Source organism: Candidatus Pseudomonas phytovorans, assembly GCA_029202525.1.
Lineage (GTDB): Bacteria > Pseudomonadota > Gammaproteobacteria > Pseudomonadales > Pseudomonadaceae > Aquipseudomonas > Aquipseudomonas phytovorans.
Genome location: CP119325.1, coordinates 4,972,705 through 4,993,738 on the forward strand (window position 1 = coordinate 4,972,705; position 21,034 = coordinate 4,993,738).

Sequence of the window (21,034 nt, forward strand, 5' to 3'; positions counted from 1 at the left end):
AACGAACTGCAGCCAGTGGGCGTGACATCAAAGCCAAACAAGGCGCCCGCCTTGCCTCGAAGCTTGCAAATCTCCTCTGCACTCCCCGCTCTGCCCCGCCTTATCTCTGTGTCACGCCTGAGCGTGCACACGACAGACGCGTGCCCCCAACCTGACTGCCGACGCTGCAGCTCACACGCCGTACTCGCTGGCTACAGGCGAGATGTCTGACGCACCCACAGGGACAACACGCAATGCTCTTCTTTCAAGGTAAACAGATTCTCAGCGCCATCTTCGACATGGATGGCACCCTCTTCGACACCGAACGCTTGCGCTTCAAGACACTGAAGCAAGCCTCGCTGGAGATCTTTGGCAAAGAGCTGGGCGAGCACACGTTAATTGGCTCGCTGGGCCTCAACGAGAAGAAATCCGAGGCCCTGGCCAAGGCACATAACGGTGAAGACTTCCCCTACGCCGAAATCCGCAAACGTGCGGATGAACTTGAGCTGGAGTACGTGCGCAATCACGGCGTACCGATCAAGGCCGGCCTGATGGAGGTGCTGGAGCGCCTGCGCAAGTCAGGCTTGACCATGGCGGTGGCCACATCCAGCCGCCGTGCGATTGCCGAGGAATACCTGATCAATGCCAATGTGCTGAAGTACTTCGACATCACCGTCTGCGGCGATGAAGTCAGCCAGGGCAAACCGCACCCCGAGATTTTCCTGAAAGCCGCCCGCGCGCTCAATTGCGAGCCAGGCCAGTGCTTCATGGTCGAGGACTCGGAGAACGGCATGCTGTCGGCCATGCGTGCCGAAGGCCAGGCGATCCTGATCGAAGACATCAAGCCACCTGCCGCCGAGATCAGGGCAGGCGCGCTCAAGGCTTACCGCAGCATGACCGAATTCCTGGCTGATCTGAGCGAGTGCGTTCCAGACCTCGGCATGCCCGAACTGAACGAAAGCTTCCCGGCTTCCATGAACCAGTTCCGTGTGGGCATTCATGGGTTTGGCGCCATCGGTGGTGGTTACCTGACGCAGGTCTTTTCCCACTGGGATGGCTACACCCGGCCTTGTGAGATCATCGCCGCGACGCGCTCGCGCATGCTTCGCGAAAGCGTCAATGCCTTCGGCCGTTACAGCGTGCGCTACGGGGCCACTTCGTTCGACCAGACCATCGACAATGTACGCATGATCGACCTGGACGATGACGACGCGGTAATCGGCATGTACACCACTGCCGAAATTATCGGCCTGAGCCTGCCCGAGCAGGCCATCCGCAACCAGGCGAAGGTGATTGCCAAAGGGTTGCTGCAACGCTTTGAACGACGCGGCCGTGAACTGACGTTGCTGATCGTGCTGAACAAGGTGGGCGGCGCTGCGTTCGTGCGCCGCCATGTGCAAGCGGAGCTGGCATTGCTGTGCCCGCCTGCAATCGGCCAGCAAGTGCTGGAAAAGACCCACTTCGCCGAAACAGTGGTCAGCCGCATTGTCTCCAAGCTCAGCAACGATGCACTGGTGCGACAACTGCGCATCAAGTCGCAGATTTTCCAGAACAGCCTGGAAGACGAGCCGGCCATCGCCAAAAACGCATCGACGCCAATGCCTGAGTACGAACGACTGATCGGGCGCTTCAGGCCCTTTGCCCAGCCCAGCAGCGCGATGAGCCAGTTGCACCTGATCCTGTTCAACAGCGAACCCGACATGCCGCTGTATGTAGAGCACGGCAGCGATCTGCTCGAACGCCTGCGCCAGGTGAAGACGGTGCCTGACATCACCCAGATCCAGGTCATCAAGAACCGCCTGTGGAACGGGCCGCATGCCATCGTTGCCTGGTACGCCAGCCTGCTGGGCCATCATTCGGTGGGCCAAGGTATGGGCGATGCACGCGTGAGCGAACTGGCCGAGCGCCTGATTCGCCAGGAAGTCGGGCCTGCACTGGTGGCGGAGTACCCACAGATGGCGGAAGTGGTCAGCCGGTTTGCCGATACCTTCCTGGAACGCTGCAAAACCTCGTTCAAAGACCCCTGTGCCCGGGTGGGGCGCGACCCGTTGCGCAAGCTTCAACGCAACGAACGCATCTTCAGCAGCATCGACCTCGCACGCAAGCATGGTATTGAAACCCCGACGCTGGCGTTTGGCGCGGCCCTGGCCATTCACCATGCTTTGCGTAGCGAAGACGACAAGGCGCTGGAAGCTCGGGCAATCAGGCAGGTGTATCAGGACAACGACGGTAGTGTGGAGTCCGTGCTGATCTGTGACGTTGACGGTAATGGCAAGCGTTTTCCGGGGTTGGACCCGATCAGGGATGCGCAACTGATCAGTGCCATTTCAGGTGCGTTTCGGCAGTACCCACTGGGGGATGTGGCAACCAGGCTGGACGATTTTTGCATCGGTGCATGAGCCATTGATGCAGGAGCACCGGTCTGGCGCCTGTGGGAGATTCCGTGGTTCCGGGCAAGTTGCCGAAGCGCTGACTGGTACTTGCCGCAGCATTTTCAGCGCCTGTTTGATCGAGCGCCGCCCGCGCGGCGCTTCGCGGGGCAAGCCCGCTCCCACATTTGTTGCAACGTGGCCATACCTGAGAATGAGGCGTTGCCAACCCTGGTGCAGGGTTTGAGGCAGGTGGGGCGGCAGAGGCGCCAGCATTGAAATCGAGTCGGCCTGAAAAGGCTGGCGACCATGGCCTGACAGGTATGGCACGTTGCAACAAATGTGGGAGCGGGCTTGCCCCGCGAAGCGCCGCGCGGGCGGCGCTCGATCTCACAGGCGATGCACATCTTGTGACAAGCGCCTGTCAGCCCTGATGCGGTCCCTGTGCGGGTTTGTCCGCGAAGAATCATGGCACCAACCAAAGAAAATAGTCACCAGAAATGCCTTTTCATGTCGCCGTTGGCGAGGCAGTTGCGTGTCGTACAGCCGACGACTCAGTAGGTTGCACGCACGGTCAGGGTGAAGTTGCGCGGTTCGCCGTAGAAGTTGCCGTTGGCCGAGGTGCCCACTGTCTGGTAGTACTTCTTATCGAAGATATTATTGGCGTTCAGCACTGCCACCCAATTCGGGTCAATCTGGTATTCCAGGCTCGAAGCCCACACGGCGTAACCAGCCTGGACAAACTTGAAGTCCTGGGTTTCGCCGTTGTATTGGCCGGTGGCCGGATTATAGGGAGTGACTGTGCCGCTGCGGCCGTTACTGCTCTGGGCAGTGACACCCAGGCCGGCCTTCCATTTGTCCAGCGCGCCGGGCAACCGGTATGTCCCCCACAGTTTGAACAGGTGCTTGGGGGTGACAGCCGCGTAGATGGAGCGCGTGTCATCACTGGCTTTGTCGACCGTGTGGTTGTAGGTATAGCCGGCAAACAACTGAAGCCCGGTCAGCACTTCGCCGCTGATTTCGGCATCAAAGCCTTCACTGACCACTTCTCCCTGGTTGAGGAAACAGCAGTTGGAAGCGCCATAGGTTTGCGGGTATCGAGTGTCCTGGATAGCTGCGCCTTCCTGCTCGATACGGTAAAGGGCAAAACTGGTATTGATCCGCTCATCGAACAACAGGCCTTTCAAGCCAATTTCATAATTTTTTGCCGTAGCCGCATCCAGTGTCTTGCCACCCGCCGCCACCTGCAGAAACTGCGGTTTGTAGGTTTCGGCGTAGCTGACATACGTGGTCCATTGAGGGGTCAGGTCATAGGTCAGGCCGGCATAGGGTGTGGTTACCCCCTGTTCCTTGAGCCCACGATGGTAAGGCGCAGGGTCATCCAGCACGTTGCCGAAGTCATCGAAGAACACCTCTGTGTCGCGATACTTGTAGGTAGACACGCGAGCACCGAGGATCAACTTGGTCCGGTCGGTCAGTGCCAACCGGGTCATGCCGTAGTAGCCGTACTTCTCGGTGGTGTTGTCGTGGGTCTTGTTCGGCGTGCTGCCCGGGTCAACAGGGGTGGACGGGTTGAAGATATCGACCGGCGTAAAGTTGAGCAGGCCCCAGCGCTGCACGGTGTAGCCATCCGAGTGCGAATAGTCGCCACCTACAAGTACGTCATGGTGCAAGCCGAACAGATCGAAGCCGCCTTTCACGTAGCTGTTGATGCCTTTGCGCTCCAGCCCCGTTCTGGCCGGGTAGTTCAGCCAGCTGGTGCCGCTGCCGGTAAGCGGGTCGACCGCGCCATTGGCGAACAACGAATTGCCGTCGCGATCCATGTCCATCCAGGTCAGGTCGGTGGTCCACATCCAGTCATCATTGAAGCTGTGGTCGAGTTTGATATAGGCCTGCCGGGTTTTTTCTTCAACCGAGCCCCAGCCGGCAAGGAAGGAGGTTTTGCGTGGCAGGCCGATGTCGGCGCCATCCTTGTAGCGTGGCAGGCCGCCGAAGTTGGGGATGCCTTCGCTTTCCTGGTAACTGCCACCAACGGTGAGCAGGGTGTCAGCGCTGAGGTCGAACTCCAGCGAACCGTAGAACAGGTGTTTTTCCATGTTCGCCGTATCGTAGTGGAACCTGTTGTTCTGGTACGCCAACCCTGCACGGCCGCGGATATTGCCGGTTTCAGTCAATGGCCCGGTGACATCGAGCTCACTGCGGTAAGTGTCCCAACTGCCGGCCGAGGCGGAAAACTTCAGCTGGTCATGCTCCAGGGCACGCTTGCGCACCAGGTTGATGCTGCCGCCGGGGTTGCCGCTACCGGAGTACAGGCCATCGACACCGCGCAAAAACTCCACGTGGTCGTACTGGGCCAGGTCGAGTTGGCTGATCGAACCGTAGCCCGAGATCGCGGTGTCCATCGGCGCGCCACCGTCGAACTGGATGTTCGACACGGCAAAACCACGCGAGAAGAAGTTGGTGTCGTTGCCCAACGATGAACCGGTAGCACCGTTCTTCTGCAGGGTTACGCCAGTGGTCTTGTCCAGCGCATCGGTCAGGGTGGTGAGGTTCTGGTCTTCGATGCGCTGGCGGGTGACCACCGACACCGAATGCGGCACTTCCTTGATCGACTGGGCTACCTTGCTGCCAACTGCGGTTGCGCCGGTGGTGTAGGAGCCCGTGTTCTCGGTGGCCTCACCCAGGCCCTGGCCCTGGATCATGGTGCTTTGCAACGCCAACGGCGCACCGGCTTGCTGCGCGGCGGGTTGCAACGACCAGTTGCCATCCGCCGCCTGCTCTGCAGTCAGGCCAGTGCCCTCCAAGAGCAGGTAGAGCGCCAACTTGACGGGTAGCTGGCCCTCTACCGCGCGTGCGTACTTGCCTTCAACCCACTGTGGGTCGTAGAGCAAGCTGATACCGGTGTGTTCGGCAAAACGGTCCAATGCCTGGCCCAAGGGCGCTGCGGGCAGGTCGTAGTGCCGGCTGGGCGGCGCGGCCAGCACTTGCTGGCAAAGGCTTAAACCCGCCCCCATGAGGATGGCCTGGGCAAGCAAGGCAGGGCGAGAACGGGACAACAAATCCATCGAGGTGCGGCTCCTGAAACGTGCTGGTTTTTCTTCTTGTCGAAGAAGCCGGCAAAAACCCGTAACGGGACGGGCACATTTTCAGGCAGGCACCATGCGTACCCACAGTGAAGTCCGCCACACCAGGCGTACAGGCAACGTATGGGCCAGCGTGCGCAGGGCGTTGTCGGTATCGTCGAGTTGAAACACCCCGGAGATTTCCAGGGCGGCAATGGCAGGATCGCAGCCCACCCAACCCTTGCGCTGGCGGGCCAGGTGCCCGGCCAGTTCCTGCAACGGCATCTGCCGGGTGATCAACAGGCCGCGGGTCCAGGCCGAGCCTTCGAACGTGGGCCGCTCGATGCGCCGCGCCCCTGCGCCATCGACCATGAACTGCTCCCCCGCCTGCGCTGGTACCGGAGGCTGACCGGGCAGATGGATGGCGACTGTGCCTTGATCCACGGTGAGCCGCGTGCGACCGCTTTCCTGGCAAACGTCGAAAGCGCTCCCCAGGAAGCGGGCTTGCGCCGAACTTACGCACAAAGGACGCTGCAGCGGGTCAGGGCCGGCTTTCACATTCACCTGCCCTTCGCGCAGCTCGACCCGCCGCTCGATGTGGCTGAAGCGCACATCCAGCGCACTCTGGCTGTTGAGCTTTAACACGGTGCCATCGGCCAGCTCGAAGCGTCGCCGCTCTGCGCTGCGGGTACTGTAGTCGGCAAGGCTGACGCGCCAAGGCGTGTGCTGCAGGGTGCCACCGGCCATGCCCAGGCCAAGCAGGCCCAGCGCCAAAGTTTTCACTGCCGCGCGGCGGCCTGGCTCGGCCAGCGTGCTGATAGCCACCCCGGCAGGCAGTGCACGCGCCTGGGTAAAACAGGTTTGCGCTTCGTGCAATGCCTGCCAGGTCACTTCGTGCCGGGGATCGGCCTGACGCCATGCCAGGCAGGCCGCCAACAGCGCTGGTGCGTGTTGAGAGGACTCCAGCTTCACCAGCCAGTCGATGGCTTGGTCGAGCACCTTGTCGGTCATTGCTCGTGGCTGATCTGATAGCAATGACGAATGGCCTTGGCCATGTACTTCTCGACGCTGCTGAGGCTGACATCCAGGCGAATGGCGATGTCCTGATAGCTCAACCCTTCGAGGCGCGACAACAGGAACGCCATGCGCGCTTTGGCAGGCAGGCCGTCGAGCAGGGCATCAATCTGCATGAGTGTCTGCAACAACATCAGTTGCCGCTCGGCGGAGGGCGCCTGTGCTTCCGGCAGTTGCGCGATTGCCTGCAGATAGGCCGCTTCCAGTTTCTGTCGACGAAAGCGGTCGATCAACAGGCCCTTGGCCACGCTGCTCAGCCACGCCCGGGGCTGGCGCAGCCCGGCGATCTGCTGGGGGCGCAACAGCACTTGCAGGAAGGTGTCGTGCGCAACATCGCGGGCCTGGTCGCCATAGGGCTGGCGCCGCTGCAGCCAGTTCAACAGCCAGGCGTGATGGTCACGATAAAGCGCATCGACAGGCTCGCGGGCAGACACGATGGTCCCTCATCTTCAGGTAACGCAGAAAGCGCAGTTGCAAATCGTTCGCAATACTACGGCTTTCCCCTGCTGCTCTCAAGGCCCTGCTCAGGTGGGTAACGGTGGCTCGGCGGGTGAGTCTGCCTGTACCGTGGGCAAGGCGAAGCATGCAGACAAGCCACACGCCAGGCTTGCCAGGATGAACATCATCACACCATCACCCAGCGAGGGCATCAGTTCGTATTCACCAGGCCGCTGCAGCAACCCCATGATCCCCAGAGTCCACAGCATCGCAAGGCCGCCCCCTGCAAGGCCCGCGCTGACACAGCCACGCAATGTACGCCGCAGCCCAAACAGGACCGCCACCAGCCCCAGCAGCAAACACGGCAGCAAGAAAGCGATCTCGAACCCGATCGGGTAGAAGAGCATGGCCATAAAACCTTCGCCCGGGACCATCGCCGCCATCAACTTCGGGTTGCGCACGAAGGCGACAAAGGTCACCACATTGAAGATCACGCCCATCATCACGCCACCGATGAGCGGCGCTGCAGCGAACCCCAGAAATACCCGTTTCTTGCCCGTCATGGTTTCATCCCTGAAAAAACCGCTACACGTTAATAGCATGCCATAGCTATAGGCAACGCTTACCGCGCACGACCAGATCGACCCGCACTGGATGTCGAATACTCGCTGACCCTGCGCGGCAGCTTCCAACCTCATTGCCCCCTTCCCTCCACTTTTCATACTTGGGCCGGTTCCCACCCGGCTACATCGCACGGACACAGCGATCCGCTTTTGTGTCACGAATCACTTGAATATGACACTTAGTGTCATTATGATCGCCATGTGTCCTGACGACCCCGCGTCGCTCAGCCAAGAACCGCCCCACTTCGGCAGGTACCGCCCATGACGACCACCATGCACACCCCCAAGGACCAGTTGGTCAAACTCGCCCAGCAGCAGATGCTGACGGCGCTGGCCGACAACACCTACAGCGCCCGACAGAAACTCGCCCTCACCTGCCGCATCCTGTTCGACGGCGGCCACGACTCTGGCCTGGCCGGGCAGATCACCGCACGGGCGCAGGAGCCTGGCACCTACTACACCCAGCAACTGGGCCTGGGCTTCGACGAAATCGCCGCCTCCAACCTGCTGGTGGTGGACGAAGACCTCACCGTGCTGCAAGGCCGCGGCATGGCCAACCCGGCCAACCGTTTCCACAGCTGGCTGTACCGCGCCCGCCCCGACGTCAACTGCATCATCCACACCCACCCGCTGCACAGCGCCGCCCTGTCGATGCTGGAGGTGCCGCTGGCCATCTCGCACATGGACCTGTGCCCGTTGTTCGACGATTGCGCTTTCCTCAAGGAATGGCCCGGCGTGCCGGTGGGCAACGAGGAAGGTGAAATCATTGCCAAGGCGATCGGTGACAAGCGCGCAATCCTGCTATCGCACCACGGCCTGCTGATTGCCGGCGGCTCGATCGAAGAAGCCTGTGTGCTGGCCCTGTTGTTTGAGCGCGCAGCCAAGATGCAACTGCTGGCCATGGGCGCCGGTGACATCCGCCCCATCCCCGAAGCGCTGGGCAAGGAAGCCCACGACTGGATCTCCACCCCCAAACGTCATGGCGCCGCGTTCAGCTACTACGCGCGCCGTGCCTTGCGTGCCCATGGCGACTGCCTGGGCTGATCGAAGCTGTACCCTTTACTCAACAACGGCAGAGGTGCCTGATCATGTCTACACCTGTAATTCGCGGCGTTATCGGCTACACCATTACTCCTTTCACGGCGGAGGGCACGCTTGATCTGGATGCCCTGGGCACGTCCATCGACAGCCTGATCGCAGACGGCGTGCACGCCATCGCCCCGCTGGGCAGCACCGGCGAAGGGGCCTACCTGTCCGACAGCGAATGGGAAACCGTGGTGCGCTTCAGCCAGGCACGCATTGCCGGCCGTGTGCCCAGCGTGGTCAGCGTCTCCGACCTGACCACTGCCCGTACCGTGCAGCGCGCCCGCCTGGCACAGGCCTGCGGCGCCACGGCAGTGATGGTGCTGCCCATTTCCTACTGGAAGCTCACCGAAGCCGAAGTGATCGCCCACTACAAAGCCGTCGGCGCGGCCATCGACATCCCGATCATGCTCTACAACAACCCGGGCACCAGCGGCACCGACCTGTCGGTGGAGCTGATCCTGCGCATTCTCGGCGAAGTGCCCAATGTGACGATGGTCAAGGAAAGCACCGGTGACATTCAGCGCATGCACCGCCTGTTCAAGGCCACCGATGGCCAGGTGGCGTTCTATAACGGTTGCAACCCGTTGACCCTGGAAGCCTTGGTAGCCGGCGCCACAGGCTGGTGCACCGCCGCGCCCAACCTGATCCCGGCACTGAACCTGGCACTGTGGGACGCCGTGCAGCAAGGCGACCTGGGCGAAGCCCGCGCGCTGTTCTATCGCCAGTACGAACTGCTGGAGTACATCACCCGCCGCGGCCTGCCCACCACCATCAAGGCCGGCCTGAAAATGCTCGGCCAGGATGTCGGCGCGCCACGCCTGCCCCTGCAACAGCTGGATGCGCAAGGCAGCAGCTACCTGCAAAGCCTGCTGGTAGAGCTGACGGGTTACGCAGGTAACTGAGTTCGCAGGCGGTTCGCATTGCTTTGTGGGAGCGGGTTTACCCGCGAAGAATCCAACACGGTAAATGGCACCGGCTACGCCGGTGTTCGCGGGCAAGCCCGCTCCCACAGGGATTGCGCTTAATCAGTACGTTCTGTGCAGTTTCAAGGTGGCTGCCGAGTGCAGCATTGGGGCTGTTCCTTCACCTGACATCTATCCGAGGCAATCATGGACGCGCCTATCCAAAGCTCTTCAACCCCGCTACACCTGAAAGACATCCTGCATCCTCTGATAGCCGGGCTCGTCTCAGTCATCGTCAACTACGGCGGCACCTTCATCCTGGTGTTCCAGGCTGCCAAGGTTGCCGGGTTAAGTCCGGAGCTAACTTCATCCTGGGTCTGGGCCGTGTCGATCGGTGTCGGCCTCAGCGGCCTGGTGCTGTCCTGGTACAGCCGAGAACCGGTGATCACAGCCTGGTCCACGCCTGCAGCCGCATTTTTGGTCACGGCCTTGGCCAGCGTGCCCTACAGCGAAGCCATCGGTGCCTATATATTGTCGGCCACCGGTTTCGTGGTGCTGGGGCTGACCGGGTGCTTTGAGCGCCTGGTGCGGGTCATCCCCGGAGGGATTGCCGCCGGGTTGCTGGCGGGGATCCTGCTGCAGTTCGGCATCGGCGCGTTTGCCGGCCTGTCGGTAGACCCGGTCCTGGCAGGGTTGCTGATTGCAGCTTATGTGGCATTCAAACGCTTCACTGCCCGTTACGCCGTGGTCGGCATTCTGCTGCTGGGCCTGGGCTACCTGTTGCTGCAGGGGCAAGCTGGCCTGGGGGCGCTGCGCCTGGAGTTCGCCTCACCGGTGCTCACCACGCCCACCTTCTCCCTCAACGCCGCCCTCAGCGTGGCCTTGCCGTTGTTCCTGATCACCCTCACCGGCCAGTACATGCCCGGCATGCTGGTGCTGCGCAACGATGGCTTCAAGACCAGCGCCAACCCGATTGTCGCGGTCACTGGCCTGGGCTCGTTGCTGATGGCGCCCTTTGGATCGCATGCCTTCAACATCGCCGCAATCACTGCGGCCATCTGCACCGGCAAGGAAGCCCATGAGGACCCAGGCAAGCGCTGGCTGGCGGGGATTGCTGCCGGTGTCTGCTACATCCTTGTGGGGGTGTTCGGGGTCACTCTGGCGAGTGTGTTCATGGCTTTGCCAGGTACCTTCATCAGCACTTTGGCCGGCCTCGCCCTGTTGGGCACCATCGGTGCCAGCCTGGCCAGCGCCATGGCCGATGCCCGCACGCGCGAAGCGGCACTGATCACCTTCCTGGCGGCGGCGGCCAACATCAGCCTGTTCGGCATTGGCGGGGCCTTCTGGGGGCTGGTCATTGGCCTGCTGGCCTATGCCGTGTTGAACGGGCGACTACCTCGGGTCAACCGTTCATCCCGGTAGAAGGCTCACCACCCCCCCCTACTCTCGCCAAATGCCCACGCCGTTCGACAGGTATCGACATGCCCCACGCTGGCCCCAAGCTGCTTACCCAAATTGCTGCCGTGCACTTCGTCAGCCATGTGCACATCATGCTGATCCCGGCATTGCTGCCCGTACTCCCCGGCCTGCTGGGCGTGGGGTTTGTCGAGCTTGGCGTGGCCCTCGCGGTGTTCAACATCGTCTCTGCCCTGGTGCAGGCGCCGCTAGGCTATGCCGTCGACCACTACGGTGCGCGCAAAGTGCTCAAGGCCGGGTTGCTGCTAGGCAGCGCCAGTTTCCTGCTGCTGGCGGTCAGCCCCGGCTATGCGGTGTTGCTGATAGCAATGGCCATGGCCGGCCTGGCCAATGGTGTTTACCACCCTGCCGATTACGCATTGCTGGCCAACGGCATTGAGCAAGGCCGCCTGGGGCGCTCGTTCTCGATCCATACGTTCGCCGGTTTCCTCGGTTCGGCTATAACGCCAGCGATGTTTCTGGGCGTTGCCACTGTGTTCGGCACACAGACCGCTTTGGCAGCGGGTGCGATGGTTGGTGTTGGCGCTCTGCTGTTCATCTCGGTGCCAGGCAGCGGTGTCTATCAGGTTTCCGGGCATGGCAACAAACGTGATGCCGGCCCTGCTGGAGCGCCGGGCAGGTTACGCTTGTTTACACCGACCATCTGTGTGTTGACGGTGTTGTTCATCCTGTTGAACCTGAGCACCAGTGCCATCGAGAAATTTTCCGTGGCCGCCCTGGTCCAGGGCCAGGGCCTGACCCTGGCCTGGGCCAACACAGCGCTCACGGCGTTTCTGCTCAGCAGTGCGGTGGGCGTTTTGTGTGGCGGGGCGCTGGCTGACCGTACCCGGCGCCATGGGCTGGTGGCGGCACTGGCCTTTGCCCTTGCGGCGGCGCTGACTGCGCTGGTGGCACTTGGGCTGGTGCGAGACTGGGCATTGGTGGCGGTGCTGGGAGCGATCGGCTTGCTGACGGGGGTGATCGCGCCGTCGCGGGACATGCTGGTGAAGGCGGCGGCACCACGTGGTGCCGAGGGCAAAACCTTCGGGCTGGTCTCGACCGGTTTCAACATCGGCGGCGCCATCGGGCCTGTTGCGTTCGGCTGGATGCTCGACCAGCGCCTGCCGGAAGGCATCTTCATTGCTTCGGTGGTGTTCATGTTGCTGACCGTACTCCTGACCCTGGCGCAGGAGGCGTATTCAGCCAGGAAACGTCGCCAGCATGTTTAGACCCCAGGGCTGCTTTGCAGCCCTTTTGCCGGCAAGCAAGCGATGACGCCGGTCAAGGTTGATCAAGCTAACGGGTTCGCATGCACCACTCGCCCCTCTGCCCCCGGCCGATTGATGAACAGTACATCCAGCACACTGTTGCGCAACCCCTTCAGCGCATTCCAGTTCGCAGAGGCATGCACATACCTGTCGCGCAGCAAGCGCTGCTCATCTTCGGTCAGCCCAGGCTGTTCACATTCACCCAAGGCAAACGCATGCAACTTGCGGCTGATCTCCAGCAATTCAGCGGGCAGCCCATGTTCAGCCTGCCCGCCCAACGGTTCAAACGGCACGTCAGCACGCACTGCAAGCTCGCGCATCACGCTCAGGTACACACGGGAAAGCTGCCCCGCCACCTCCCGCTCCCGGTAAACCGCTGCATACACCTGCTTTTGCGCTTCGTCGTGCCGCCCACCGGCAATCGCTTCTTCCCAGCTAACCACCTGCGCGCCCAAGCCAGCAAACGCCGAAGCAAACAATGCGTTGACGTTGGCATACGCGCGGGTCTGGTCAGCGCAGGCGCCCAGCGGCACACGCTGGGACTGCGGTTTGCACAGCAGCACCTGCTCCAGTGAAGTTTCGGGATAACCCCCACCAATGTTCGAGTGCACACCCGGCAACACGATGTCGTGACCGCTGCTCACCAGAGGGAAGTTGTGCCGCTGCTCATCCGCCGCCACCAGTTGCACCACGTGCCGGGCAATGCCCGCACCCAGGCCCAGACGCAAGCCACCATGGCGGTCGTCTGCAGGGTCGAAATCGCCCTGCAACGGCGCAATGATCGCCGCCACAGTGTCGAAAAGGCCGATGAAGTTAACCGTGATAGCGCACGGTACTTGCAGCAGCCTGCCACCGTCATCGTGCAGCAGATTCGCCATATGACGCGCCGCCGCCGCCCCACGGCTGAAGCCGAGCAAGTCGAACTCGACCTGCGCGAGCACGGCTTGCGGATGCGCCTGGCGCCAATCCCGCAGTTGCCCGGCAAGCGCAGCCAAGGCTTCGGCAACCCGCGCTTGCACCCCCGTGTGTCCACGCCCGGTGGCCGAGGCATAGGCGCCATCCGCCTCCCCGGCCAGGGTACCTACCCCCTCCACATAGCATTTCAGAAACACCTTCGCCCCGCCGGTATCGGCCCCCTGCACCGGGTACAGCGCATGCAACAAGGCCACATTGCTCAAGGCGTTGGCATAACTGGCGCCCGTGCCGCCGCTCGCATCCGCCGGGATCGCATTGTGCTGGTTGTTGCCCGTACCGTCGAAAAACACGCCGAACCGTAAGGTGACCGGCGCAACGGTTGCCGTACTGCAGCTGTTCAGTTCCATCGTTGTGCTCCTGCTTGCGTCAAAAGCACAAGCAGGCGCCAGGGCGCCGCTGCAGAACATCAGTCTATGGCCAGCCTTTTGCAGGACATTTCTTTATCGGCATGGCCCACGGCACGGATAAATTTCCCAGCCGCCATTGGTAGCCGCCCCCCCGGATGGATTAAAGTATCACCCCTTGCCAGGGCAGCTGCCTCCAGCCCCGCCTGCGGCCCAATACCAGGAACCGTCGCCGATGGAACACCGTGAAGCGCTGACCGCGCTGCGCACCTTTCTTTCTTCCCAGATCCTAGGCCAGGAGAAACTGGTCGAGCGGCTATTGATCGTGCTGCTGGCCGACGGCCACATGCTGGTCGAAGGTGCTCCGGGCCTGGCCAAGACCAAGGCCATCAAAGAGCTCGCCGAAGGCATCGAGGCGCAGTTCCATCGCATCCAGTTCACCCCCGACCTGCTCCCGGCCGACATCACCGGTACCGAAATCTACCGCCCGGAAACCGGCAGCTTCGTGTTCCAGCAGGGGCCGATCTTCCACAACCTGGTGCTGGCCGACGAAATCAACCGCGCCCCGGCCAAGGTACAGTCGGCCCTGCTCGAAGCCATGGCCGAGCGCCAGGTCAGCGTGGGCCGTAGCACCTACGACCTGTCGCCGTTGTTCCTGGTCATGGCCACGCAGAACCCGATCGAGCAGGAAGGCACTTACCCACTGCCCGAAGCCCAGCTCGACCGCTTCCTGATGCACGTGAAAATCGGCTTCCCCGATGCTGCGGTAGAGCGGCGCATCCTGGCGCAAGCCCGTGGCGAAGCGCTGGGCGGCGAAACCAAGCCCGAGCGCCGGGTCAGCCAGCAGGCCATCTTTGCCGCGCGCAAGGAAATCCTCGGCCTGTACATGGCCGACGCGGTAGAGGAATACCTGGTGCAACTGGTGATGGCCACCCGCACCCCGGCCAAGTTCGACACCGAGCTGGCCGACTGGATCGCCTACGGCGCCAGCCCGCGGGGCTCAATCTCGCTGGACCGCTGTGCGCGTGCCCACGCCTGGCTGGCCGGGCGCGACTTTGTCAGCCCCGAAGACATCCAGGCCGTGCTGTTCGATGTGCTGCGCCACCGCATCATCCTCTCGTTCGAGGCCGAGGCGGCGGGGATCGACCAGGACCGCGTGGTCCAGCGCATCCTCGACGTCGTCGCCGTTGCCTGAGCCCATGCCCACCGCTCAGCTGGCCGAACCCGGCATCCGCATCGGCCTTGCCGAGCTGATCGACATGCGCCACCGCGTGCGCGAAATCCAGCTGTTCTCCAAGCCTGGCCAGCGCAGCCCGCTGGTGGGCCTGCACCATTCCAAGCTGCGCGGGCGCGGGGTGGACTTCGACCAAGTGCGCGTTTACCAGGCCGGCGACGATGTGCGCAACATCGACTGGCGGGTCACCGCACGCACCCAGGAACCGCACACCAAGCTGTTCCACGAAGAGCGCGAGCGGCCGATCTTCATCCTCGTCGAGCAAAGCCAGCGTCTGTTCTTCGGTTCGGGCCTGCTGTTCAAGTCGGTACTGGCGGCCCAGGCTGCAGCGCTGTTCGGCTGGGCCGCGCTGGGCCACAACGACCGCATCGGCGGGCTGGTGTTCGGCGACAACGACCCCCACGAAATCAAGCCCCGGCGCAGCAAGCAGAGCCTGCTGCAGCTGCTCAACCGCCTGGCCAAGGTCAACCAGTCGCTGCACACCGAAGCAGTGCCACAGGCCGACAGCCTCGGCCTGGCCCTGCGCCGCGCGCGCGAAGTACTGCGCCCGGGGAGCTTGGCCATTGTCATCTGTGACGAGCGTTCGTTGACCGCACAGTGCGAACAGCACCTGGCCATGCTCTCGCGCCACTGCGACCTGCTGCTGTTGCCCGTCTCCGACCCGCTCGACCACGCCCTGCCCGCCGCCGGCCTGTTGCGCTTTGCCCAGCGCAGCGCGCAGCTGGAGCTCGACACCCTGGACGCCAACCTGCGCCAGGCCTATCGCAAGCAGGCCGAGGCACGTATCGAGCGTTGGGAGCTGATGGCCCAGAAGCTGCGCGTCGTGCTGATGCCGCTCAGCACCCAGAGCGACATGATCGAGCAACTGCGCGAGTACCTGAACGCCCAACGGCCAAGGAGCGCGTCATGAACCCGCTCGACCAGTTGCACCCGCTGATCGAGCCCGCGCCTGTCGGCCTGTGGCCGCCCGCACCCGGCTGGTGGCTGCTGCTGGCTGTGCTGCCCCTGCTGTGCTGGGGCCTGTGGCGGCTGCGTCGCTGGCGCCCGGGCAAACGCCGCATCGTGCGCGCCGAACAACCCCTGGACCCGGTGCGTGTGGAAGCCCTGGCCGAACTGGCGCGCCTGCCACGCCCCTACGACGGCGCCCCGGCCGGCGCCTGGCTGCAACAGATCAACGCCCTGCTCAAACGCCTGTGCCGCAGCCACTACCCGGGTGCCAACAGCCATACCCTGAACGGCCGCCAGTGGCTGGCATTTCTCGACAACCGCTGCCCGGCCGCCGGCCTGACCCGCTGGATGGTGCTGGTCGAGGGCGCCTACAAGCCCGAGTGCAAACTCGACGACAAGGCCATTGTCGGGCTCAGCCAGGCCGTTGAAACCTGGATCCGCAAGCATGTTTGAACTGGCCTGGCCGTGGGTCTTCGCCCTGTTGCCGCTGCCGTGGCTGGCGCGCCTGTTGCTGCCGGCCGCCGACAGCGGCGAACCGGTGCTCAAGGTAGGCTTCCTCAACGAACTGGAAGGCCTGGCCGGGCGCCGCGCACGGCTCAACCTGCCCACCTGGCGCCAGCAGGCGCCATTCGTGGTCATCTGGCTGTTGCTGCTGTGCGCTGCTGCCCGCCCGCAATGGCTGGGCGAACCGGTGCCGGTGGCCGCCAGCGGCCGCGACCTGCTGGTGGCGGTGGACGTGTCCGGGTCGATGGACTTCCCCGACATGCAGTGGAAAAACGAAGACATCAGCCGCCTCGACCTGGTCAAGGCGCTGATGGGCGATTTTCTGCAAGACCGTGAAGGCGACCGGGTGGGCCTGATCCTGTTCGGCAGCCAGGCCTACCTGCAGGCGCCGCTCACCTTCGACCGGCGCACCGTGCGCACCTTCCTCGACGAAGCGCAGATCGGCATTGCCGGCAAAAACACCGCCATTGGTGACGCCATCGGCCTGGCGGTCAAGCGCCTGCGCCAGCGACCGGCACAAAGCCGGGTACTGGTGCTGATCACCGACGGCGCCAACAACGGCGGGCAGATCCACCCACTGACCGCTGCGCGTCTGGCGGCCCAGGAAGGGGTGCGCATCTACACCATCGGCATCGGTGCCAACCCCGAAGCCAGTGGTACTCCCGGGCTGCTTGGCCTCAACCCGAGCCTGGACCTGGATGAAGCCTCACTCAAGGAAATTGCCGACATCAGCCACGGCGCCTACTTCCGCGCCCATGACGGCGCCGAACTGGACGCCATCGGCGATACCCTCGACCAACTGGAGCCGGTAGCCCAGCAACCGACCCAGGCACGCACGGCCCAGGCCCTGTACGCCTGGCCCTTGGCCCTGGCGCTGCTGCTCAGCGTGTTGCTGGTGGTGGCCGTGCAATGGCCCGACAACCTGCTGCAACGCCTGCTGCGCAAACCGCGTTTCCTGCAGCCGCACCCGGAATGGCGCCAGCGCCTCAAGCGCCTGCGCCTGAGGAGGCGGCGATGATCGAACTGTGGCCTCAATGGCTTCGCCCGCTGTGGTTGCTGGCCGTACCCCTGCTCGGCTGGCTGCTGTACAAGCTGTGGCACCGACGCAAGCGCGCCGGGCGCTGGCAGATGATTTTGCCGCCCGCCTTCCATGGCGTACTGCTGGGCGGCGGCAGCGGTAGCAACAGCAAGTTGCCGTGGATAGCACTGGGCCTGGCCTGGGCGCTGGTGGTCCTGGCCCTGCTCGGGCCCAGCTGGCAGCGCGTGGAAGAAAGCCGCCAACGACCGGCGGACCCGCTGGTGATCCTGTTGGAGCTGACCCCGCAGATGCTCGCCGAAGACAGCCCGCCCAACCGCCTGGAACAAGCCAGGCGCAAGGTCCTCGACCTGCTCGAACACCGCCGCGACAGCCAGACGGCGCTGGTGGTGTATGCCGGCTCGGCGCACACCCTGGTGCCGCTGTCCGACGACCTGGCCACCACCCGCAACCTGCTGGAGGCCATTGACCCGTCGATCATGCCAAAGCCCGGCCAACGCGCCGACCTGGCCGTGCAAAAGGGCCTGGCCCTGCTGGCCCAGAGTGGCCTGGGCCAAGGCCGTCTGCTGCTGATCGGCTCGTCGCTGAGCGCGCCGGAACGCCAAGGCATCAGCCAGGCGCTCGGCCGCCAGGGCCCGAGCCTGCTGATGCTGGGTATCGGCAGCCGCGAAGGCGCCCCGGTGCGCCAGGCCAGCGGCGAGTACCTCAAGGACGACCAGGGCGGTATCCTGCTGCCACGGCTGGACAGCGCCAGCCTCAAGGGCTTCATCAGCGGTACGGGCGGGCGCTACCGGCATGCCCGCATCGACGACCTTGACCTGCGTGGCCTGGGCCTGTTCGACAACCCGCGCACCGCGCGCAATGACGGCCAGACCCTGCAACTGGACAGCTGGGCCGACCAGGGTTACTGGCTACTGATCCCATTGTTGCTGCTGGCCGCCTGCGCCGGCCGTCGCGGCTGGCTGTTCTGCCTGCCGCTGCTGCTCGCCCTGCCGCAGCCCAGCCAAGCATTCGAGTTCAACGATTTGTGGCTGCGCCCCGACCAGCAAGGACAGCGGCTGCTGGAACAAAACCGACCGGCCAGCGCCGCTCGCCACTTCCATAACCCGCAGTGGCGCGGCATGGCCCTGTACCAGGCCGGCGATTACACGGGTGCCGCCGAAGCGTTTTCCCAAGGCGATACGGCCGCAGCCCACTACAATCGAGGCAATGCCCTGGCCCGCAGCGGCGAACTGGAGGCCGCCCTGGACGCCTACGAGCAAGCCCTGGAGCGCCAGCCCGACCTGCAACCTGCGCTGGACAACCAGGCGCTGGTGCAACAACTGCTGCAACAGCGCGAGGCCAAGGCCGAGGAACAGCCGGCCAACAGCGAGGCCCAAGGTACACCCGGCAGCGAGACCGAGGGCAACAGCAGCTCGGCCAGCAGCCCTGCCCAGGGCACACCCGGTAGCGACGAACAAGCCAACGCCGAACAGCCCGGCGAAGGCAGCAATAACAGCCAGGCCACGCCCGGCAACCAGGCGGGTGCAGATGACAATGTCATCCAGCCGCCACAGCGCCCGGTATCGACCAACCTCGACACCGAACAGCGCCAGGCCCTGGAACAATGGCTGCGGGAGATCCCCGATAACCCGGCGGAGCTGCTGCGGCGCAAATTCTGGTATGAACAGCAATTGCATCAGGAAACCCCACGATGAGTCGCTTCGGCGTCTTTCTTCTTACCTTGCTATGGGCCGTGCTGGCCCAAGCCGAGCCGCTGCTGCAAGCCAGCGTTGACCGTACCCGCCTTGAAGCCGGCGAGAGCCTGGAGCTGACCCTGGAAAGCCAGGACGTCACCCAGTTCGGCAAACCCGACCTGCACGCCCTTGAAGGCGACTTCGAGGTACGTGGCACACGCCAGCTGAACAGCCTGCACACCCTGGACGGCGAAACCCGCGCCAGCACCCGCTGGATCATCACCCTGCTGCCCCGGCGCAGCGGCAGCCTGCGCATTCCCGAGCTGCAACTGGGCCAGTCGCACAGCCAGGCCATCGAACTGCAAGTGCTGCAGGCCGATGCCAGCCGCCAGGACAGCGCGTCGCAAGTGTTCATCGAAGCGACCCTCGACAGCAACGATGTCTACGTTCAGGCCCAGGCCGTGCTGACCCTGCGCATCTACCATTCGGTGGCGCTATACGACGACAGCAGCCTCAGCCCGCTGCAACTGGAGAACGCCAAGGTCGAGCCACTGGGCGAATCGCGCACGTATGAAAAAGAAATCAACGGGGTGCGTCACGGCGTGATCGAAACCCGCTATGCGGTGTATGCCCAGCAAAGCGGCAGCCTCGACATCCCGCCACTGACGTTCACTGCCACCGCTGCAGCCAGCAATGACGAAGCCCCGCAGGCCAACGGTACGGCCCGCACCGGCCGCCAGGTGCAGGTCAGCTCGCTGCCCTTGCGCCTCACCGTGCGGCCGATTCCCGCAGCCTGGCCCATAGGCGTGCCGTGGTTGCCAGCCCGCAGCCTGACCCTGGAAGAGCACTGGAACCCCGACCCGGGCAGCCAGCAGGTGCAGATTGGCGACTCGTTGACGCGCAACATCACCTTGCGTGCCGAAGGCTTGTCCAGCACCCAGCTGCCACCGCTGCCGGCCACAGAAATCATCGGCCTGCGCCGCTACCCCGACCAGCCGCTGCTACGCAACGAAATCAGCGAGCGCGGCATGACCGCCAACCGCGAGGAGCGCGAAGCCCTGGTGCCCACGCACGCAGGTACGCTGACCTTGCCGGCACTGGAAGTGGCCTGGTGGAACACCCGTGAGGACCACCTGGAACACAGCAGCCTGCCTGCACGCACATTGAACGTGCAAGATAACCCGGCGCTGAGCGCCGACACCCCGGTGGGCGACAACAGCAGCGCCAGCACCTCGCTGTGGCCCTGGCAGCTGGCCACCCTGGTGTTTGCACTGACTACCGTGCTGGGCTTCGCCCTCTGGTGGCGTGCCCGCTCGCGCCCGGCGGTGCTGCGTGCGGCGCAGAACGGGCCAAGCCCACGCACCCTGCTGGACGACCTCAAGCGTGCGTGCCTGGCCAACGACCCCCAGGCCACCCGCCAGGCGCTGGATGCCTGGGCCCGGCAACAGCCGGAAACCCTGGCCGAGATGGCTGCGCGCTTTGTGCCGCTGTCGGATGCGCTGGATGGGTTGAACGGGGCGTTGTACAGCGAGAGTGGGCAGTATTGGCAGGGTGAGGACTTGTGGCGGGCAATTGGCACCATTCCGCCGGCTGAGCAGGTGTTGTTGCCAGCCGGGGAGAATGGCAGCTTGCCGCCGTTGTATCCCAAGTAGGCCGGGTGTTCACCATAAGGTTTGCAGCGCCTGTGAGATCGAGCGCCGCCCGCGCGGCGCTTCGCGGGGCAAGCCCGCTCCCACATTTGTTTCGGGCCAATCCCGCCTGAGCCATTGGCGCGCGGCCCCTTGTTTGTTCCATTCGATATCGAAGGTGTCGCCTCTGCTTTTCTGCATTTTCCAGCCATGCACCCAGGGTGCGAGTGCGGAGGCAGCAGGAGTAACTGGCCCGAAACAAATGTGGGAGCGGGCTTGCCCCGCGAAGCGCCGCGCGGGCGGCGCTCGATCTCACAGGCGCTGAAAACCTTGTGGCAAGCACCTGGTGGCTCTCTCCCAATCCCTATCCCAATCCTGCACCCCAAACCCTGCTTGAGTTACCATACGGCCCTTGCGCAACACCCATCCCCAA

Annotated in this window: 16 protein-coding genes; 11 read left to right on the top strand and 5 right to left on the bottom strand. The window is 63.7% G+C overall.

Annotated elements, in window-relative coordinates; translation table 11 throughout:
- The first annotated feature begins 233 nt into the window (after nucleotides 1-233).
- Nucleotides 234-2,378 carry an HAD-IA family hydrolase gene (locus tag P0Y58_21810; GenBank protein WEK29517.1) on the top strand — a complete coding sequence of 715 codons (2,145 nt, stop codon included), beginning with the start codon at nucleotides 234-236 and terminating at the stop codon, nucleotides 2,376-2,378.
- 524 nt (nucleotides 2,379-2,902) lie between these two features.
- Here the strand turns inward: P0Y58_21810 and P0Y58_21815 are convergent.
- The 4 genes from P0Y58_21815 to P0Y58_21830 all read right to left on the bottom strand — a co-directional run bounded on the left by P0Y58_21815 (nucleotide 2,903) and on the right by P0Y58_21830 (nucleotide 7,620).
- Nucleotides 2,903-5,413 (bottom strand): TonB-dependent siderophore receptor, encoded by a 2,511-nt coding sequence (locus P0Y58_21815; protein WEK29518.1) that lies wholly within the window; start codon nucleotides 5,411-5,413, stop codon nucleotides 2,903-2,905.
- A gap of 81 nt (nucleotides 5,414-5,494) precedes the next feature.
- A complete protein-coding gene (locus tag P0Y58_21820) occupies nucleotides 5,495-6,421 on the bottom strand; it encodes a FecR domain-containing protein (GenBank protein ID WEK29519.1) in 927 nt (308 codons plus the stop codon).
- Nucleotides 6,418-6,921 carry a sigma-70 family RNA polymerase sigma factor gene (locus P0Y58_21825; GenBank protein ID WEK33377.1) on the bottom strand — a complete coding sequence of 168 codons (504 nt, stop codon included), beginning with the start codon at nucleotides 6,919-6,921 and terminating at the stop codon, nucleotides 6,418-6,420. Before P0Y58_21825 ends, P0Y58_21820 begins: the two co-directional genes overlap by 4 nt.
- A gap of 87 nt (nucleotides 6,922-7,008) precedes the next feature.
- Entirely contained in the window at nucleotides 7,009-7,620 is a 612-nt protein-coding gene (locus P0Y58_21830) for a hypothetical protein (protein WEK29520.1), read from the bottom strand.
- Between the two features lie 186 nt (nucleotides 7,621-7,806).
- On the opposite strand from P0Y58_21830, the gene P0Y58_21835 reads away from it, so the two are divergent.
- The 4 genes from P0Y58_21835 to P0Y58_21850 all read left to right on the top strand — a co-directional run bounded on the left by P0Y58_21835 (nucleotide 7,807) and on the right by P0Y58_21850 (nucleotide 12,217).
- Entirely contained in the window at nucleotides 7,807-8,589 is a 783-nt protein-coding gene (locus P0Y58_21835) for an aldolase (protein WEK29521.1), read from the top strand.
- Between the two features lie 44 nt (nucleotides 8,590-8,633).
- A complete protein-coding gene (locus P0Y58_21840; protein WEK29522.1) occupies nucleotides 8,634-9,533 on the top strand; it encodes a dihydrodipicolinate synthase family protein in 900 nt (299 codons plus the stop codon).
- Between the two features lie 207 nt (nucleotides 9,534-9,740).
- Nucleotides 9,741-10,955: a benzoate/H(+) symporter BenE family transporter gene (locus P0Y58_21845; GenBank protein ID WEK29523.1), complete on the top strand. Its 1,215-nt coding sequence runs from the start codon at nucleotides 9,741-9,743 to the stop codon at nucleotides 10,953-10,955.
- A 59-nt stretch (nucleotides 10,956-11,014) separates the two neighbouring features.
- Entirely contained in the window at nucleotides 11,015-12,217 is a 1,203-nt protein-coding gene (locus tag P0Y58_21850) for an MFS transporter (protein ID WEK29524.1), read from the top strand.
- A 62-nt stretch (nucleotides 12,218-12,279) separates the two neighbouring features.
- Here P0Y58_21850 and P0Y58_21855 read toward each other — a convergent pair whose 3' ends face one another.
- Nucleotides 12,280-13,578 carry a DUF2235 domain-containing protein gene (locus P0Y58_21855; protein ID WEK29525.1) on the bottom strand — a complete coding sequence of 433 codons (1,299 nt, stop codon included), beginning with the start codon at nucleotides 13,576-13,578 and terminating at the stop codon, nucleotides 12,280-12,282.
- Nucleotides 13,579-13,810: 232 nt separating this feature from the next.
- Between P0Y58_21855 and P0Y58_21860 the strand changes: the two genes are divergently transcribed.
- Genes P0Y58_21860 through P0Y58_21885 form a run of 6 tightly spaced genes read left to right on the top strand, consistent with a single transcriptional unit; the run spans nucleotide 13,811 to nucleotide 20,625 of the window.
- Nucleotides 13,811-14,770, top strand: coding sequence for a MoxR family ATPase (locus tag P0Y58_21860; GenBank protein WEK29526.1), 960 nt, complete (start codon nucleotides 13,811-13,813; stop codon nucleotides 14,768-14,770).
- A 4-nt stretch (nucleotides 14,771-14,774) separates the two neighbouring features.
- Nucleotides 14,775-15,719, top strand: coding sequence for a DUF58 domain-containing protein (locus P0Y58_21865; protein ID WEK29527.1), 945 nt, complete (start codon nucleotides 14,775-14,777; stop codon nucleotides 15,717-15,719).
- Nucleotides 15,716-16,210: a DUF4381 domain-containing protein gene (locus P0Y58_21870; protein ID WEK29528.1), complete on the top strand. Its 495-nt coding sequence runs from the start codon at nucleotides 15,716-15,718 to the stop codon at nucleotides 16,208-16,210. Before P0Y58_21865 ends, P0Y58_21870 begins: the two co-directional genes overlap by 4 nt.
- A complete protein-coding gene (locus P0Y58_21875; GenBank protein WEK29529.1) occupies nucleotides 16,203-17,279 on the top strand; it encodes a VWA domain-containing protein in 1,077 nt (358 codons plus the stop codon). Before P0Y58_21870 ends, P0Y58_21875 begins: the two co-directional genes overlap by 8 nt.
- Complete coding sequence (locus P0Y58_21880) at nucleotides 17,276-18,994, top strand: VWA domain-containing protein (GenBank protein WEK29530.1); 1,719 nt, start codon at nucleotides 17,276-17,278, stop codon at nucleotides 18,992-18,994. Before P0Y58_21875 ends, P0Y58_21880 begins: the two co-directional genes overlap by 4 nt.
- Complete coding sequence (locus tag P0Y58_21885; protein ID WEK29531.1) at nucleotides 18,991-20,625, top strand: BatD family protein; 1,635 nt, start codon at nucleotides 18,991-18,993, stop codon at nucleotides 20,623-20,625. The genes P0Y58_21880 and P0Y58_21885 overlap by 4 nt, the downstream gene beginning before the upstream one ends.
- The last annotated feature ends 409 nt before the right edge of the window (nucleotides 20,626-21,034 follow it).

What these genes read in the sequence shown, in the direction of transcription:
- P0Y58_21810 (WEK29517.1), top strand. Translation starts at nt 234, where the DNA reads ATGCTCTTCTTTCAAGGTAAACAGATTCTCAGCGCCATCTTCGACATG.
- P0Y58_21815 (WEK29518.1), bottom strand. Translation starts at nt 5,413, where the DNA reads ATGGATTTGTTGTCCCGTTCTCGCCCTGCCTTGCTTGCCCAGGCCATC.
- P0Y58_21820 (WEK29519.1), bottom strand. Translation starts at nt 6,421, where the DNA reads ATGACCGACAAGGTGCTCGACCAAGCCATCGACTGGCTGGTGAAGCTG.
- P0Y58_21830 (WEK29520.1), bottom strand. Translation starts at nt 7,620, where the DNA reads ATGAGGTTGGAAGCTGCCGCGCAGGGTCAGCGAGTATTCGACATCCAG.
- P0Y58_21835 (WEK29521.1), top strand. Translation starts at nt 7,807, where the DNA reads ATGACGACCACCATGCACACCCCCAAGGACCAGTTGGTCAAACTCGCC.
- P0Y58_21840 (WEK29522.1), top strand. Translation starts at nt 8,634, where the DNA reads ATGTCTACACCTGTAATTCGCGGCGTTATCGGCTACACCATTACTCCT.
- P0Y58_21845 (WEK29523.1), top strand. Translation starts at nt 9,741, where the DNA reads ATGGACGCGCCTATCCAAAGCTCTTCAACCCCGCTACACCTGAAAGAC.
- P0Y58_21850 (WEK29524.1), top strand. Translation starts at nt 11,015, where the DNA reads ATGCCCCACGCTGGCCCCAAGCTGCTTACCCAAATTGCTGCCGTGCAC.
- P0Y58_21855 (WEK29525.1), bottom strand. Translation starts at nt 13,578, where the DNA reads ATGGAACTGAACAGCTGCAGTACGGCAACCGTTGCGCCGGTCACCTTA.
- P0Y58_21860 (WEK29526.1), top strand. Translation starts at nt 13,811, where the DNA reads ATGGAACACCGTGAAGCGCTGACCGCGCTGCGCACCTTTCTTTCTTCC.
- P0Y58_21865 (WEK29527.1), top strand. Translation starts at nt 14,775, where the DNA reads ATGCCCACCGCTCAGCTGGCCGAACCCGGCATCCGCATCGGCCTTGCC.
- P0Y58_21870 (WEK29528.1), top strand. Translation starts at nt 15,716, where the DNA reads ATGAACCCGCTCGACCAGTTGCACCCGCTGATCGAGCCCGCGCCTGTC.
- P0Y58_21875 (WEK29529.1), top strand. Translation starts at nt 16,203, where the DNA reads ATGTTTGAACTGGCCTGGCCGTGGGTCTTCGCCCTGTTGCCGCTGCCG.
- P0Y58_21880 (WEK29530.1), top strand. Translation starts at nt 17,276, where the DNA reads ATGATCGAACTGTGGCCTCAATGGCTTCGCCCGCTGTGGTTGCTGGCC.
- P0Y58_21885 (WEK29531.1), top strand. Translation starts at nt 18,991, where the DNA reads ATGAGTCGCTTCGGCGTCTTTCTTCTTACCTTGCTATGGGCCGTGCTG.